The organism is uncultured Campylobacter sp. (assembly GCF_937997595.1).
Lineage (GTDB): Bacteria > Campylobacterota > Campylobacteria > Campylobacterales > Campylobacteraceae > Campylobacter_B.
This window is the reverse complement of the sequence record NZ_CALKTS010000196.1, coordinates 1-14,942: the sequence shown is the minus strand read 5'-3', so window position 1 is coordinate 14,942 and position 14,942 is coordinate 1. Positions and strand designations below refer to the sequence as shown.

The window sequence follows — 14,942 nt, the reverse complement described above, 5'->3', positions numbered from 1 at the left end:
ACGCGCTTTTTAAGGCGGTAAATTTTATCTAGCCTCTTTTTGCTCGCAAGCAGATCGGTCACCGAATAATTAAAATTTGCCCTGTAATGCGAGCTTAAGAGATAAAATCTCAGCGCCTCGCCCGGTGCGATTTTTAGGGCGTCTTTTACGAAAAACGAGTTGCCCAGGCTCTTGCTCATCTTTTCGTTATTTACTTGCACGAAGCCATTGTGAAGCCAGTATTTGCTTAGCGCTCTATGGCGGGCGCAGCGGCACTGCGCGGCTTCGTTTTCGTGATGCGGGAAGAGCAGATCGGCGCCGCCTGCGTGAATGTCTATGCAAAATTTCGGATCGCCGCTATCAAGATGCGCCAAAATCATCGCGACGCACTCGCTGTGCCAACCGGGGCGCCCTTTACCAAACGGGCTATCAAACCAATTCTCGTCAAATTTCCACAGCACGAAGTCCTTCTCGTCGTGCTTGGCATCGTTTGAGGCGACGCGGGCGATGTTTTTGCCGGCGCCCTCTTTTTTGCCGCTAAGGCTTAGATAATCCCCGTCCTTGCGCGTGTCGAAGTAGATGCCGTCACCGGCGATCTCGTAGGCAAAGCCTTTTTGAAGAAGCGAGGATATGAGCTCGCAGATCGCGGCGATATTTTCGGTCGCTTTGGGCGAAATGCTCGCGTCCGCGACGTTTAGCGCGCTCATATCCTGCAAATATCTGCGGGTATAAAGCTCCGTGATCTCCTCTAGGCTCTTGCCGGTTTCTGCCATCTTTTTTAAAATTTTATCGTCTATATCGGTGAAATTTCGCGCAAATTTTACCTCATAGCCCTCCGCTTGCAGTACGCGGCGCAGCAGATCGAAGCTCACGGCGCTTTTTGCATGCCCCAGATGCGCGTCGTCATAAACTGTCGGACCGCAGGCGTAAATGCGCGCCAGCCCCTCGCTAATGGGCTTAAAAGGGAGCTTCTTTTTGCTCAAACTATCATAAATTACCATAATACAAGCCTTTTAAAATGTATAAAATCGCCGCTTCGCCCGCACAAAGCGCTGCGATCGCAATAATTTTTTTTGCGCGGATTATAGCCAAAAAGTTATTAAATCCAAAAAAATAGAGATTAAAGCCGAGCAGAAACGCTCCCGTTATCGTGCTTGCAAACGCAAGCCCCACGGCTCCAAAGGGTTTAAAAAACAGCGCGCATAAAGCGACGTTTATAAAGACGCACCAGATCGAAATTTTCGCGCTTAGCTTCTGCTTCATATTCGCATACAGCCAGTGCGAAAAAATCCTAGACAGCCCGAACGGCACGAGCCCCACCATATACGCGCCGAGAACTGCGGCGCATTCGATGGAATTTTGGCGGGTAAATTCTCCGCGCTCAAACAGCAGCTGCGTGATCTCGTTTCGCAGCATCACGCCGCCTATCGCAGAGAGCCCGAGTAGCGCCAAAAGGAAGTAAAATCCGCGCTCGACAAGCGCCAGAGCTTGCGCGTCGTCGTGAGCTTTTACGAATTTGCTCATGCGCGGAAAGATCGCCGTGCTAAGCGCAATCGCAAAAAGCGCGAGCGGCAGCTGAAATATGCGGTTGGCGTAGTATAGATAGCTGATACTGCCGCTAGCAAGGAAGCTCGCAAAAAAGGTATCTATAAACGAGCTTAGCTGAAGTGCCGACGCACCGAGCACGCCCGCGAAAAAATTTTTATAAAAGCCCTGCGTCTGCGGCTTATCGCCTCGCGCAAGCCGCGCAAAGCCGCCGGCTAAGACGCGCAGCATGCCGGTAAATTTCAACGCATAAACATGCACCGCTAGCTGCAAAAGTCCGCCCGCTACGACGCCGAAGCTAAGATAGAGCACCGCCGTGGCGCCGTCCTTGCCGCGAGCCAGCAGAAGCGCCGCGATCATCGCTAAATTTAAAAGCGCGGTCGAAAACGCCGTCGTAGCGAAGTGATCGCGATACTGAAGCAGCGAGGCAAAGAGCGTAACGACGAAGATAAACGTGAGATAGAAAAAATTTATCCGCACGTATGGCACCGCAAGACCGATCTGCTCGGCGCTAAATCCGTATGCCAAAACTTTAGTAAAAACGGGTGCGGCAAGCAGCACGAGCGCCGTTAAAAGCGCGATAAAAATGCTAAATTTAATAAGCACCGCTGCGGCGAAAATTCCTTTTTTGCGCGCGGCGGTAAAGCTCGGTAAAAACGCCTGCGTAAAGGCTCCCTCGCCGAAGAGTCTGCGGAAAAGATTGGGCAGTTTAAACGCTACGAAAAACAGATCGCTGTAAATCCCCGCGCCCAAAACCGATGCGGTAAGCAGGTCGCGCACGAAACCCAAAACCCGCGAAACCAGCGTGCCTACGCTATTTGTGAAAAAGCCTCTGAGCATAAATCCCCATTAAATTTTATAAAATGCCAAGGTTGATTATATTATAATTTCCCCTATTTTTTGATTTTGGAGAGAAATTTTTGCAGAATTTAGCCTTTTCGCTCGAAAGCTCGGGTGGGAAAAATACCTTATCGCTACGCGGGCAGTGGAACTACAAAAGCTCGCGCTCCCAGCTACTTGCACTAAAAAAAGCGGTAAAAAATTTAAACGAGCTGGAGCTAAGCTTAAACGAAATTTCAAATTTAGACTACTTCATGGCGCTGATGATCAAAAACGCCCTTGCTGGCAAGCGCGTTAGCCTTGTGGAGAATAGCTGCAAAGCCGCCAAAATTCTAAGCTTTATGGATGATAAAACGATCGATTTTAGCTACGTGCCCGAATCTCGTAGGCTAAATTTTTTAGCGCAGATCGGACTTTATTGTCATCTTGGAATTTTAGGCTTGCTAAGCCTTGCAAGCTTTTTGGGTGAGTTTTTCTCCAAACTCGCAGCTTTTATAATTCATCCGATGAAATTCCGCTTCAAAGAAACCGTAAATTTCATCAAAGATAGCGGTATAGACGCGCTTTTCATAGTCTCATTGACGGCATTTTTGATCGGCATCGTGCTTGCTTACATAGGCTCGGATATGCTTTCTAAATTTGGTGCCAGCATCTATATCATCGATATAATGGGTGCTTTGACGCTTCGTGAAGTAGCGCCTCTTATCGCTGCTATCGTCATCGCGGGTCGCTCGGCTTCTAGCTTTACGGCGCAGATCGGCGTGATGAAGATCACAGAAGAGATCGATGCGATGAGGACGATGGGCTTTGATCCGTTTTATTTTCTTGCGATGCCGCGCATTATCGCGATGGTACTAATCATGCCGCTAGTCATTTTTATCGCAGATTCGGTAAGTATTTTTGCTCAGATGATCGTGTGTGACGCGTATTTAGACATAGCCTTTAGCGATTATTTGGATAGATTTAAGGCTTCTGTAGAGCTTAGGCATTTTTTAGTAGGTATGATTAAAGCGCCGTTTTTCGGGGCATTCATCGCTATCATCGGCTGTATGCGGGGTTTCGAAGTAAAAGGAAACACCCAAAGCATCGGCGAATACACCACGATTAGCGTCGTAAACGCGATATTTTGGGTCATCGCGATCGACGCGGTATTTGCGGTTTTGTTTTCGGAAATCGGGCTATGAGTGAGCAAGTGCAATCCGGCGAAAGCGCTAAAATTATCGTCGCGCGCGACGTTACTACCGCGTACGGATCGCGCGTTATGCACGATAACGTGAGCTTTAGCGTCAAAAAGGGCGAAATTTACGGCTTTTTAGGCGGCAGCGGTAGCGGTAAAACGACGTTAATGAAAACGCTCATATTTTTAAAGCGCCCGCAAAGCGGCGAGATTAAAATTTTCGGGCGCGATATTTGGCGCGCGAGCGAGGCGGAGCAAAACGAGATCCGCCTAAAATGCGGCGTGATGTTTCAGTTCGGCGCGCTTTACAGCTCGATGAGCGTGCTCGAAAACGTAGGCGTGTTATTGCGCGAATACTCTAAATTTAGCGAGCGCGAGATAGATGAGCTATCGATGTTTTGGATCCAAAAGGTGGGACTTAAAAAAGAGGCTGCCGCGCTTAGCCCAAACGAGCTTAGCGGCGGTATGAAAAAGCGTGTGGCGCTGGCTCGCGCGCTAGCTCTGAGCCCTGAAATTTTATTTTTGGACGAGCCAAACTCGGGGCTTGATCCGCTCAGCGCCAGAGCCCTTGATAGGCTTGTTTGCGAGCTTAGAGACAGCCTCGGCGTCACGGTCGTGATGGTGACGCACGACGTGGATAGTATCTTTGACATTTTGGATCGGTTTTTGATCGTGGATAATCAAAAAATCGCTTTTGAAGGAAGCATTAAGGAAATTTCAAGCCTGGAGAATAATCCGCTTGAAGAGTTATTTAAGATGCGGCAAAGAGATTGAGCTTTGAAATTTATCTAGCCAAAATACATGTCGCGATGGGTAAAATCGGGTAAAATTTAGATAGGTAGGAGCTGAAATTTTAAAATAGTAGCGGAAAAATTTTAAATTTTAAACCTAGCGAGGAATTCCGGGCTCCGCAGGGCTTAAATTTTAAAATTTAGACCTTAGCGGCTCAAACGAAATTTTAAAATTTAGGCGGGTCGTATTTAAGGGCGCATTTATTGGATAGCGCTTTTAAATTTTGAAATTTTAACGAGCAAGCGGCGTTAAATTTAAATCGGGGCGGTAAAATTTTACGCTAAAATACGGCGCGGCGATATTTTGAAATTTCAAAATGCACGCTAAGCTTTAAAATTTAAACTCAGATGATTCTGCAAATTTTGCGACTATTTGAGAAAAGGTTGAGTTTTAAAATTTAAGCCCAAATGGCTATTTTAAGGCATATCGCAGGGCTTAAATTTTACGCTCTGAAATTAGGAGAAAAGATTGGAAAATAGAACTTCATACACGATAGTAGGCGCATTTGTTATGATCTGCGTCGCGGCTCTTACGGCATTTATGTGGTGGATGCTTACAAAGACTGATCGCGGCGAGAGCTACCGCTCCTACTATATCCACACAAAAGAGCTTCCCGTAGGCATTAAGGAGAATTCCGAAGTTAAATTTATCGGCGTAAATGCGGGCATCATCAAAAGCATCGACTTTGCCGATATCGAAAATGCGATTATTGAGATTGAAATTTCGGTAAAAAGCAAGCTACCGATCTCGCAAGATAGCGTCGCTAAGGTAGAATCTCAAGGAATCAGCGGAATCGCGTTTATAAATATCACGAAAGGAAGTGGCAAGCTTTTCCCGCCGAATGATAAAAAGCCGATAATTGCGCTGGATAAAACGCTTCTTGATAAAATCGGTTCCAAAGCCGAAGTTATCACCGATAGCGTGAGTGAGATGATCTTTAAGATTAACGGGCTGTTGTCTAAACAAAATACTGATAAAGTGGATAGAATTCTATCTTCGATGGATAAATTTAGCGCTGAGCTAAGTGATGAGAAAAAATTCCAAAGCCTAGACGCGCTGCTTGCTAACGTAAATACTCTCATAGCAAATTTAAACGAGCGCGAGAAAGAACTAGACGCGCTGCTAGATAATCTAAATGCTTTTGCCGTGAGTGCTGCCAATCTATCGAATTCACTGGATAAAACCGCAGGTATCATCACTAAGCGTATCGATCGCGGCGAGTACAATCTAAAAGCGATCTTGGATCCTACGCTTGAGGAGGCAAAAAACACTCTTGGCGAGCTCAAAAAATCACTTAGAGAATTCCAAGGTGCGATGTTTAGGCTAGAGGACAATCCTTACGATTTCTTTTTCAAAGACACTTCTAAAGGCGCGGATCGCGACGATAAAAAGGAATAAAGATGAAAAATTTTATAAAGTTTACGCTTGCTGCGACGCTGGCGGCGATATTTTTAGGCGGCTGCTTAGCTAAGCAGGCTAAGCCATACACTTACTACGAGCTGCGTTATGATCAAAAGCGCTGCGTAAATCCTAGCGGTGCGCGCAAAAATATCTTTATCGACACCATCACAGCGACCGATCTCGTCGATAGGCGGGATATTTTAATAGTGGATTTTAGAAACCGAACGCGGTTCGCAAGCGACGCCAAATTTATCACGATGCCTAGCGAGATGGTATATAAGGCGCTGCTTGATGCGGCATTTTCCACCTGCTCGCTAAATCCGATCTTCGTGCCAAAAGAGCGGGATTTGCGCCTAAAAACCAGTATCGTAGCGCTTCAGGTCAATAACGATCAAGCAACCGTCACGATGGGGTATGAAATTTTGAATTCTTTAGAAAGCATAAAATCTGGCATCGTCACTAAGCGCGTTTTCGTGCCTGATCCTAGCTCGCAAAGCATTTATAATGCTCTAAATTTAGCGCTTAATGAGAGTATAAATGAAATTTTAAAGGCTCTTAGATGATAGCGGCGATCGAAGGGATTATCACGCGCAAGGAGCCCACTGCTTGCGTCATTAAATGTGCTAGCGGCGTGAGCTACGCTCTTTCATTGTCATTAAATACCTCCGCGAAGCTCACGCAGGGCAGGCTGACCGAGCTTGCATGCGTGCAAATTCTGCGCGAGGATGCCGATTTGCTGTATGGGTTTTTAGACGAGAGTGAAAAAAGGATGTTTGAAACTCTAATCAAGCTTAGCGGTGTAGGTGCAAGCACGGCGATGGCGGTTTGTTCGACGCTCGCTCCGCAGGATTTCGCGCGTTGCGTAGCTACGGGGGATGCTGCGACGCTAACTTCAGTTCCGGGCATCGGCCCAAAGACCGCTAGACGGATCATTGCCGAACTAGGCGATGCGAAGCTAATGGAATTCGGTCCTAGCGAGACTTATAAAAATGAAGCGGCATCCGCGCTACAAAGCCTTGGATTTAAGCGCGATAAGATCAATCAAATCTTAGCGGGATGCAGCAGCACGAATACGTCAGATCTTGTCAAAGAGGCGTTAAAAAAATTAGCGTAGAAAATAAAATTTGAAGGAAAGCAATGAAATTTGGCATAGTTTTTGGAGCTCAGAGCTACGAGCACGAAGTAAGTATCATCTCGGCAATTGCCGTTAAAAATGCCCTAAAAGGCTGGGACTTGGAGTTTATATTTTGCGATAAAAATCGCAAATTTTACCGCATCGAGGATAAGAATATGCGCGCGGCGTATTTTAAACAAGGTGGCTATGCTAAAGCAAAAGAGCTTAGCATCGGTGCAGGCGGATTTTTTGAGAGCGGAATGTTTAGCAAAAGCATGCTAGAAGTCGGCACATATATCAATCTAATCCATGGCTGCGACGGCGAGGATGGCAAAATGGCAGCGCTATTTGAGTTTTTTGGCATCCCTTACATAGGCCCTCGCATAGAAGCTAGCGTTCTAAGTTATAATAAAATTTTAACCAAGCACCTAGCCGCAATCGCAAATGTAAAAACCCTGCCGTATGAGATCGTAAATCGTACTAGTCTGCCTAATTTTAATTTTCCGATCATCGTTAAGCCCGCTCATTTGGGCTCTAGCATCGGAATTTCGATAGCCAAGAACGAAAGCGAGTTTAGCTACGCGCTGGATCAGGCTTTTGAGCTGGACGATAGCGCGATCGTAGAGCCATACTGGGAAAACGTAAAGGAATTCAATCTTGCAGGCGCTAAAATAGACGGCAAAATCGTATTTTCAAACATCGAAGAGCCAAAAAAAGAGGGCTATTTAAATTTCGATCGTAAATATTTGGATTTTTCGCGTAGTGGCGCGATCGAGCCCGCTCGTCCTGGCGCTTTGCTAGAGGGCAAGATGAAAGATGCCTTTACGCGGCTTTATAACGCAGGATCATTCGATGGCGCGCTAATTCGCTGCGATTTTTTTGAAAAAGAGGGCGAAATTTATCTAAACGAGATAAATCCGAACCCGGGTAGTCTCGCAAACTACCTATTTGATGATTTCTCCGAGGTTTTAGCAGCTCTTGCTTCGTCGCTGCCGCCGATGAGGCAGATCCCTGTAAGCTACGAGCTGATCACCAAAATCACCGCTAATAAATAGCCAATCGTTTAAAATTTTACGCTAAATTTTGCGTAAAATTTTACCTCAAAAGGTCGAGTTATGATAAATCAAGACGAAATTTACACCGCTACCGAGATCGTGCGCAACTTCAGCACCGTTTTAAACAAGATCAAAAATCAAGAGATCAAAAAAGCCCTGATCGTCAAAAATAACAAATTTGAAGCCGTAATGATCAGTATGAGCGAGTTTGAGCGGCTCGAAAAGGCAGTCGAGTTACTCAAGGCCGTTTACGCCAAAAGGAGCGGCGGTGGCGAGTAAGGAGCTCATCTGCGACGGCGAGAGCTACAAAATCAGCTACGAAATTTCAAATCTGCAGCGTGCCGAATATATTTTGGTGCTGCACGGCTGGGGCGCAAACAAAGCGCTTATGTCTCGGGTTTTTGCGGATAAATTCCGCCGTTACGCGTTAGTGTGCGTCGATCTGCCTGGATTCGGCGCCAGCTCGCAGCCCGTGCGTGCCCTTGGCAGCGAGGATTATGCGGAGATTATGCGCGCCTTTATCGCGGCTTTGGGCAAGCAGCCCGCAGCGATTATGGGGCACAGCTTCGGCGGCAAGATCGCCGCATTGCTGGCTCCGCGCAATCTCATACTGCTAAGCAGCGCCGGTATCATCGAGCCCAAGCCCTTTGTCGTGCGCGCCAAAATCGCGATTTTTAAAATTTTAAAAAGACTTGGTCTGGCGGGGCTTTGGCGTACGTTTGCGAGCAAGGATGCCGCAGGTATGAGCAAGACGATGTATGAGACGCTAAAAAACGTCGTAAATGAGGACTTCCGCGACATTTTTTCCGCGCTAAGCCCGCAAAATGCGCTCATCTTTTGGGGCAAGGACGATCGCGCCACCAGCCTAAAAAGCGGTGAGCTGATCCACTCGCTCGTCAAAAATAGCAAATTTTATCCGCTGGCGGGGGATCACTTTTTCTTTTTGCAGAGCGCGGATTTTATCGGCGAGCAGATCGAAAAGGAGCTTAGCAGCAGCTAAATTTAATGATTTGGCGCCGCGCTAAATTTAAAGCGAAACGCGATTTTGTGTAAATTTTAAAATTTAGCCGCGAAATTTTAGCGCCGCTAAAAATCGCGTTTTAGATACAAAAACAGATCGCGCGAAAAGCGAGGTGGCAGCGAGTGTATTTTAAAAAGCGTTTCATTGCGGCGCTTTAGTGCAGTTCTCCCGCGTTTTAAAATTTTGCAATCGGTTTGCGTCAAAGATCGCAAACTGAAGCGTAAATTTAAATATAAAAGCCGCGAGTATGCGTTTAAAATTAGCGGCGCAAAATCCGCTCTTTGGGCGCGTAGTATAAAACGCAAAGCTCAAATTGCGGCGTGCCGCGTTAATTTTAAATTTTACACGGCAGCGGATCGTTTCCGCTCTGTGTTTGCGGCAGCCGTACAAGACGCGGCAAAACCGCTGCGTGCACCGCAAGGCGAGTAATTAAATTTAGTCGCATAACCGCGCCATGTATTCGCCGCGATATAAGGCCTATGTATCGCAAATAATGTAAATCATCGCGCGAGATAAGGCTCGATATCGCAAGATACGCAGCGTGCGAAAATTTCAGGTCGCGAAAGATGGATGCTGCGCGGTATCGAGAACGCAGACGGCGCGCGGTAGCGCAAATTTATCTAGCGCGGCTCGTGCAGCCAACATGAGAGAATGAATTTGCGAGCTAGCGAAGTTTGCAAAAATAGAATTTGCAAAGCGAGAATTCGTAAAATTTGCAAATGAAGTCTAATGTCGGTTGGCTCGAGCTCGCCGTGTTTTGCCCGCACAGGCTTGCAAAGCGGGCGCGTAAATTTATAAAAAGGAATTTTAAAAGATGAATATAATATTTTTGATCGCGCACGCGGCATTCGTCCTACTGCTCGGCTTTTATCTGATCACCTGCCTGCAGTGGTTTTCGTACAAGCCCGCGCGCATCATCTTTCACTTCACCAAACCCGCGTGGCACCTCTATTTTTTGATTTTGCCGCTGGCGGCGTATCTTGGCTGCGAGATCGCGGTAGGTCTCGGCGCAGCTAAATTTGGCACTGCATTCCTCTATGCCCTATGCGCCGCTAAAATTTTAATCATCGCGGCCTATGCGCTAGCGCTTTATTTTTGGCAAAGAGGGCTTGATAAAAAGCTCGTCTTTACGCCGCGTGTGAAGCGATTTTTTGCGATTTTGGCGGTTTGTGTGTTTAGCTTTAACGTCGCGTTTTATGCCGTTGGGGGCCCGATTTTGCCGATCTTTTTACCGCTTGGCGCGGGCCTTGCGGCGAGTTTTGCTTACGAGCGAGCGCAGGCTGCGAAATTTAAGGCTGCCGCACGCAAAAAACTAGCCCAGATGCCCTCCCTTACGATCATTCAGATCACCGCGAGCTACGGCAAGACGAGCATTAAAAACTTCTTGTATCAAATTTTAAAAAATGACTTTCGCTGCTACAAGACGCCGCGCTCGGTAAACACACTAGCGGGGCTCGTGCGCGACGTAAACGAGGCGCTACCCGCAGATACGCAGATCTACATCGCCGAAGCAGGCGCCAGGCTAAGTGGCGACATTGCCGAGATCACTGAGTTTTTGGCGCCGCAGATCGTCGTCGTGGGCGAGATCGGCGCGCAACACATCGAGTATTTCAAAAGCATCGAAAACATCCGCAAGACCAAGCTTGAAGCGCTCACAAGCGTGCGGCTAAAGCATGCGTTTTTGCACAGCTCTACGCAAAAAAGCGCGAATGAGCGCGTCACGATCTATGACGAGGGGCTCGAAATTTGCAGCGCGGATCTGGACGGAATAAAATTTAGCCTTAACTTGAGCGAGGATGAAAGCGGTGCTAGCGGCGAAAATTCCGCTCCGCACATAGAAACAGCCGCCGCAGAGAGCGAAGGGCAGGGCGGTTCAAGCCTTGATGCAAGCAGTGCAGTATGCGCGGAAAAAGACAAAAATTCTAAAAATTATGGCGCCGATTCTGACGAAGCAAATTCCATATCCTGCGCCAAACGGAGCGAGAAAGAATTTTACGAACAAACCGCCCGTGCCGCTAGCGACGATAAAATTTGCGGCGATAAAGAGCAGGGCTCGCAAGAGGCTCCAAACGAGCGTAAAATTTCAAACGGGCGGAGAGAGCCAGGCAAGCGATATGAGTTTTTCGCGCCGATTTTGGGTAAATTTAACGCCGCAAATCTCGCCGCATGTATAAAGATCGCGCGATTTTTAGGGCTTAGCGCTGATAAGATCAAAAGCCGCGTCGCGCACGTCGGCGCCGTCGAGCACCGCCTCGCGCGGCTCGATGCGGGCGGCAAGATCATCATCGACGATAGCTTCAACGGCAATCTAAGCGGCATGCTGCAAAGCTACGAGCTGATGCGAAGCTACGGCGGGCGCAAGGTCATCATCACGCCGGGCATCGTCGAGAGCACGCGCGAGGACAACGAGACGCTGGCCGCCAAAATCGATGAAATTTTTGATCTTGCGATCATCACGGGCGAGCTAAATTCCGAGGTGCTGCAAAGCAAGATCGACCCCGCAAAGACTATCGTTTTGAAAGATAAGCGCGATTTGCAGCGGGTTTTGAGCGAAAATACGCACAGCGGCGATCTGATTTTGTTTTCAAACGACGCGCCGAGCTTCATTTAAGCGGCTTTAGCGATACGGTTTGCTCTGTATGGCGGTATACAGAGCGATTTAGCAGGCATGTTTTTTAGATAAAAGACTTTGAGCGAGTGCGGCGAGTGACTTAAACGCGATCTTATCGGGCGATTAGTTTGAGCTTGCGGCGCGATCTGTTTAAAATAGGATAGCCCTGTGCGGCGAAATTTAACGCGCCGTTATAAAATCGCAATCTTGCGCGCGATTAAAATTTACGATCAAATTTAAAGGAAAGCCATGGATTTACGAGAAAAGATGCTAGGGCAGCTGCGGGCGCTAAGCGAGGAGAAGTTCGCGCAATTTTCGCAGCGTTTAATACCGACGCCGCAGATTTTAGGCGTACGTACTCCCGCGCTGCGTGCGCTTGCTCGCAAAAGCTTCGCCGCTTTGGGTGGAGCAGATGAAGCGCGGCGCGAGCTGCAAAATTACGAGCCCGTTTTTCACGAAGAGTTCGTGCTAAAAGGCTTTTTCATAATGCTTTTGAAGCAGGATGAGGCGAAATTCGCGCTTGCGAGCGATTTTATCAAAACGATGCCTAATTGGGCGGTTTGCGATATGTTCGCTCCGAAATTCAGAGACGTCGCTCTTGCGGACGCGCTGCTAAAACAGGCTAAGGGCGGCGCGGACGAGTTTGAGAGGCGATTTTTCTACGTTTATTTTATGCGAAATATGGACGCGATCTCGCCCGAGAAGTTTTTTGAAATTTGCGCCGCCGAAAGCGACGAGCGGTACTACGTGCAGATGGGCGCGGCGTGGGCGATAGCGGAGATGTTTATCAAGCAGCGCGAGATCACGCTTGCGTTTTTGGCGAGCAAACGGGCGGTTAAATTTATCCAAAACAAGGCGATATCGAAGATCCGCGATAGCTTTCGCGTAAGCAAAGCCGAAAAAGACGCGCTTTTGAAATATAAAATTTAGCCGCGGCGGAAAGTGGCGGAGGTAGTTAAAATTTCAGTTGCGCGCGGGGCTTGTCAGCCAAAATCGCGAGCTTTAAAATGTAAATTTAAGGAGAGAAAATGTTTAGCAAAGAATTTTTGGAGATTTTGAATTATGAATGCGCCGTGGGTATCGCTACCTGCGCGCAGGGCGAGGCTCATATCAGCAATACATGGAACAGATATCTCGTCATTAAGGGTGATCGCATCCTCATCCCCGCTGCGGGTATGAAAAAGACGCAAAGCAACGTGGAGGCTAATCCGAACGTCGAGCTTAGCGTCGCAACGAAGGAGCTAGCAGGCAGATTCGGAGCGGGGCGTGGCTTTGTAGTGAAGGGCACAGCGCGTTTTATTGATAGTGGCGCGGAGTTTGAAGAAACGAAGGCGAAATTTCCGTTTGCTACGAGGCTACTTGAAATCACGGCTAGTAGCGTAAAACAGGTGCTGTAAGCCAAGCGGCGCAGTTTGGGTGGAATTTACGGATGAAATTCCCGATGAAATTCCACCGCGAGCTTTACGATGGAATTTTGCCGTGAAATTTTATCGATGGAATTTTAAAATTAGTAAAATTTTATCGACGAAATTTCGCTTCGCCACAAAATTTTAAATTGAGAGAAATTTTAAAGCGAGTAAAATTTCAAAGCCTGCAAAATTTCGAAGTTTGCGAGATCCGTAAGTCTCGCTCAAATTTTTAGAGTGTAAATTTACGCATTGAGAGGAAAAGTATGAAACGATTAGAGGGTAAAACCGCCGTAATTACGGGCGGAAGCGACGGAATAGGGCTTGGCATCGCAAAGTGTTTCGCCGAAGAGGGCGCAAATTTGATCCTGCTCGGCAGAAGCGAGGAGAAATTAAAAATCGCGCAGGAGGCATTGGGCGGTTACGGCGTGAAAGCTTACGCGATAGAGGCGGATTTGGCGCAAAGCAAAACGATAAAAGGCCTTTGCGAGCGCATTTTAGCGCTACCCCTTAAGATAGATATTCTCGTAAATAACGCCGGACTAGGGAAATTCGTACCGTTTGAGGCGACCGACGAAGCGCTGCTGGACGCTCATCTAAACCTAAACGTCAAAGCGCCATATCTGCTTACTCAGGGGCTTTTGGACGCGCTTGCGGCTAGCAAAGGCTGCGTGATCAATATCTCGTCGTATTTTGCGAACCGAATGCTCGTGGGGCGCACCACGACGGCGTATTCGATCACCAAAGGCGCGCTAAATTCTTTCACCAAATCGCTTGCCTTCGAGGTCGGCAAACTTGGCGTGCGCGTTAATGCCATAGCGCCCGGAAGCGTTCTGACGCCGCAGTTTGAGCGAAATTTAAGCGCGCTTAGCCCGCAGGGGCGCGAGGCGTTCGAGCAGATGGTGCAAAATATCTATCCGCTCGGCAAAATCGGCAGCGCGCAGGACATCGGCGATGCGGCGGTGTTTTTGGCATCGGACGAGGCGAAATGGGTCAGCGGCGCGATATTTGCGATAGACGGCGGGCTTACGACGAATTAGCCGCGACCGGGTGGAATTTTGGGTGCAGGTTTTGAAATATAAAATTTTACAGAGGCGAATTCCGCCGCGAGAAATTTTACCACGCAGAATTTCGCAGCGGCAAATTTGCAACGAAATTTAGCCGCGTAGAATTTTACGGCGACGAATACTGCGCGCGAAATTCCGCCGTGGCGAAAGCGCAAAATTCTGCAAGCCGTGCGAATTACAACGTAAATTTTAAAATTTACGTTGTAAAATTTTGCAGCACGCGGTTTGGGCTGAATCTCGCGCCGCAAAATTTTAAGCTGCGATAAAACGGCGCCTGCGGGGCTAAATTTAAAAAGCGGCGCCGGCAGCCGGCTTGAGATAATTAGAAATTAAACGAGATTGGAGAGGGTTTGAGGGTTTTGTTTCTAGCGATTTTAGCGGTGTTTTTGCTCTCTTGCACGGCGCTATTTAGCTCGTGCGCGGCTCCGCTGGCGCCCGCGGGCAACGCGCTTAGCGTATATGACATCTACTCCGTAGCGCGTGACCGCCGCAGCATGAGCGAGGTCGCTAGCGACAAGCTCATCCAGACTAAAATCCAAAGCAAAATTCTATTTACCAAAGGCCTTAGCAGCTGGGATTTGGAGGTCGAATGCTTCTACGGTGAGGTCTATCTCATCGGGCTTCTAGATAGCGAAGCGATGCGCGAGCCGCTGCTTGCTTTAGCTAGACAAACCGAAGGCGTGAGGCGCGTGCATACCTATCTGCGCGTCAAAAAGCCCGAATATCCTTGCAATTCGTTTGAAATTTTTACAAATTTAAAGAAAAATCTCTTTTCCGACACCGACGTTTCGGGCACTGCGGTGCGCGTGGCGATCGTGGGCTGCGACGTGGTATTTAGCGGCGTAGTAAGCGACATCGAGCACGAAAAGCACGCGATCTGGTATGCGACGCACGCGCCCGGGGTGCAGGACGTGTATTCGTTCCTGCGCGTGGT

The 14,942-nt window shown here is 48.1% G+C and carries 15 protein-coding genes; 13 read left to right on the top strand and 2 right to left on the bottom strand.

What is annotated here, in order from left to right:
• A partial coding sequence (gene cysS / locus Q0614_RS07010; protein WP_298787577.1) for a cysteine--tRNA ligase occupies window positions 1–980 on the bottom strand: 980 nt, incomplete at its 3' end.
• Complete coding sequence (gene murJ / locus Q0614_RS07005; protein WP_298787575.1) at window positions 967–2,364, bottom strand: murein biosynthesis integral membrane protein MurJ; 1,398 nt, start codon at window positions 2,362–2,364, stop codon at window positions 967–969. The genes cysS and murJ, both read right to left, overlap by 14 nt.
• Window positions 2,365–2,444: 80 nt before the next feature.
• Here murJ and Q0614_RS07000 point away from each other — a divergent pair, with 80 nt between their 5' ends.
• The 13 genes from Q0614_RS07000 to Q0614_RS06940 all read left to right on the top strand — a co-directional run.
• Window positions 2,445–3,548, top strand: coding sequence for an ABC transporter permease (locus Q0614_RS07000; RefSeq protein WP_298787573.1), 1,104 nt, complete (start codon window positions 2,445–2,447; stop codon window positions 3,546–3,548).
• Window positions 3,545–4,315, top strand: a complete 771-nt coding sequence (locus Q0614_RS06995) for an ATP-binding cassette domain-containing protein (RefSeq protein WP_298787571.1) — start codon at window positions 3,545–3,547, stop codon at window positions 4,313–4,315. The genes Q0614_RS07000 and Q0614_RS06995 overlap by 4 nt, the downstream gene beginning before the upstream one ends.
• Before the next feature lie 486 nt (window positions 4,316–4,801).
• Window positions 4,802–5,731 (top strand): MlaD family protein, encoded by a 930-nt coding sequence (locus Q0614_RS06990; protein WP_177389034.1) that lies wholly within the window; start codon window positions 4,802–4,804, stop codon window positions 5,729–5,731.
• Window positions 5,732–5,733: 2 nt separating this feature from the next.
• Window positions 5,734–6,297 (top strand): hypothetical protein, encoded by a 564-nt coding sequence (locus Q0614_RS06985; RefSeq protein ID WP_297917038.1) that lies wholly within the window; start codon window positions 5,734–5,736, stop codon window positions 6,295–6,297.
• Complete coding sequence (gene ruvA, locus Q0614_RS06980) at window positions 6,294–6,848, top strand: Holliday junction branch migration protein RuvA (RefSeq protein WP_297880004.1); 555 nt, start codon at window positions 6,294–6,296, stop codon at window positions 6,846–6,848. Before Q0614_RS06985 ends, ruvA begins: the two co-directional genes overlap by 4 nt.
• Before the next feature lie 23 nt (window positions 6,849–6,871).
• The gene (locus Q0614_RS06975; protein WP_298787568.1) at window positions 6,872–7,903 is read left to right on the top strand and encodes a D-alanine--D-alanine ligase; all 1,032 of its coding nucleotides are present in this window, start codon (window positions 6,872–6,874) and stop codon (window positions 7,901–7,903) included.
• Window positions 7,904–7,963: 60 nt separating this feature from the next.
• On the top strand, window positions 7,964–8,182 hold the full coding sequence (locus Q0614_RS06970) for a type II toxin-antitoxin system Phd/YefM family antitoxin (protein WP_177389042.1): 219 nt from the start codon (window positions 7,964–7,966) through the stop codon (window positions 8,180–8,182).
• A complete protein-coding gene (locus Q0614_RS06965; protein ID WP_298787566.1) occupies window positions 8,172–8,903 on the top strand; it encodes an alpha/beta hydrolase in 732 nt (243 codons plus the stop codon). Before Q0614_RS06970 ends, Q0614_RS06965 begins: the two co-directional genes overlap by 11 nt.
• An 835-nt stretch (window positions 8,904–9,738) precedes the next feature.
• Window positions 9,739–11,535: a Mur ligase family protein gene (locus Q0614_RS06960; RefSeq protein ID WP_298787564.1), complete on the top strand. Its 1,797-nt coding sequence runs from the start codon at window positions 9,739–9,741 to the stop codon at window positions 11,533–11,535.
• A 249-nt stretch (window positions 11,536–11,784) separates the two neighbouring features.
• A complete protein-coding gene (locus tag Q0614_RS06955; RefSeq protein ID WP_298787562.1) occupies window positions 11,785–12,465 on the top strand; it encodes a DNA alkylation repair protein in 681 nt (226 codons plus the stop codon).
• A 98-nt stretch (window positions 12,466–12,563) separates the two neighbouring features.
• Window positions 12,564–12,932: a pyridoxamine 5'-phosphate oxidase family protein gene (locus tag Q0614_RS06950; RefSeq protein WP_177389050.1), complete on the top strand. Its 369-nt coding sequence runs from the start codon at window positions 12,564–12,566 to the stop codon at window positions 12,930–12,932.
• A gap of 275 nt (window positions 12,933–13,207) precedes the next feature.
• The gene (locus Q0614_RS06945) at window positions 13,208–13,981 is read left to right on the top strand and encodes an SDR family oxidoreductase (RefSeq protein ID WP_298787561.1); all 774 of its coding nucleotides are present in this window, start codon (window positions 13,208–13,210) and stop codon (window positions 13,979–13,981) included.
• Window positions 13,982–14,358: 377 nt separating this feature from the next.
• A partial coding sequence (locus Q0614_RS06940) for a BON domain-containing protein (protein WP_298787559.1) occupies window positions 14,359–14,942 on the top strand: 584 nt, incomplete at its 3' end.

What these genes read in the sequence shown, in the direction of transcription:
- Q0614_RS06995 (WP_298787571.1), top strand. Translation starts at nt 3,545, where the DNA reads ATGAGTGAGCAAGTGCAATCCGGCGAAAGCGCTAAAATTATCGTCGCG.
- ruvA (WP_297880004.1), top strand. Translation starts at nt 6,294, where the DNA reads ATGATAGCGGCGATCGAAGGGATTATCACGCGCAAGGAGCCCACTGCT.
- Q0614_RS06955 (WP_298787562.1), top strand. Translation starts at nt 11,785, where the DNA reads ATGGATTTACGAGAAAAGATGCTAGGGCAGCTGCGGGCGCTAAGCGAG.
- Q0614_RS06975 (WP_298787568.1), top strand. Translation starts at nt 6,872, where the DNA reads ATGAAATTTGGCATAGTTTTTGGAGCTCAGAGCTACGAGCACGAAGTA.
- Q0614_RS06950 (WP_177389050.1), top strand. Translation starts at nt 12,564, where the DNA reads ATGTTTAGCAAAGAATTTTTGGAGATTTTGAATTATGAATGCGCCGTG.
- Q0614_RS06970 (WP_177389042.1), top strand. Translation starts at nt 7,964, where the DNA reads ATGATAAATCAAGACGAAATTTACACCGCTACCGAGATCGTGCGCAAC.
- Q0614_RS06945 (WP_298787561.1), top strand. Translation starts at nt 13,208, where the DNA reads ATGAAACGATTAGAGGGTAAAACCGCCGTAATTACGGGCGGAAGCGAC.
- murJ (WP_298787575.1), bottom strand. Translation starts at nt 2,364, where the DNA reads ATGCTCAGAGGCTTTTTCACAAATAGCGTAGGCACGCTGGTTTCGCGG.
- Q0614_RS06985 (WP_297917038.1), top strand. Translation starts at nt 5,734, where the DNA reads ATGAAAAATTTTATAAAGTTTACGCTTGCTGCGACGCTGGCGGCGATA.
- Q0614_RS06960 (WP_298787564.1), top strand. Translation starts at nt 9,739, where the DNA reads ATGAATATAATATTTTTGATCGCGCACGCGGCATTCGTCCTACTGCTC.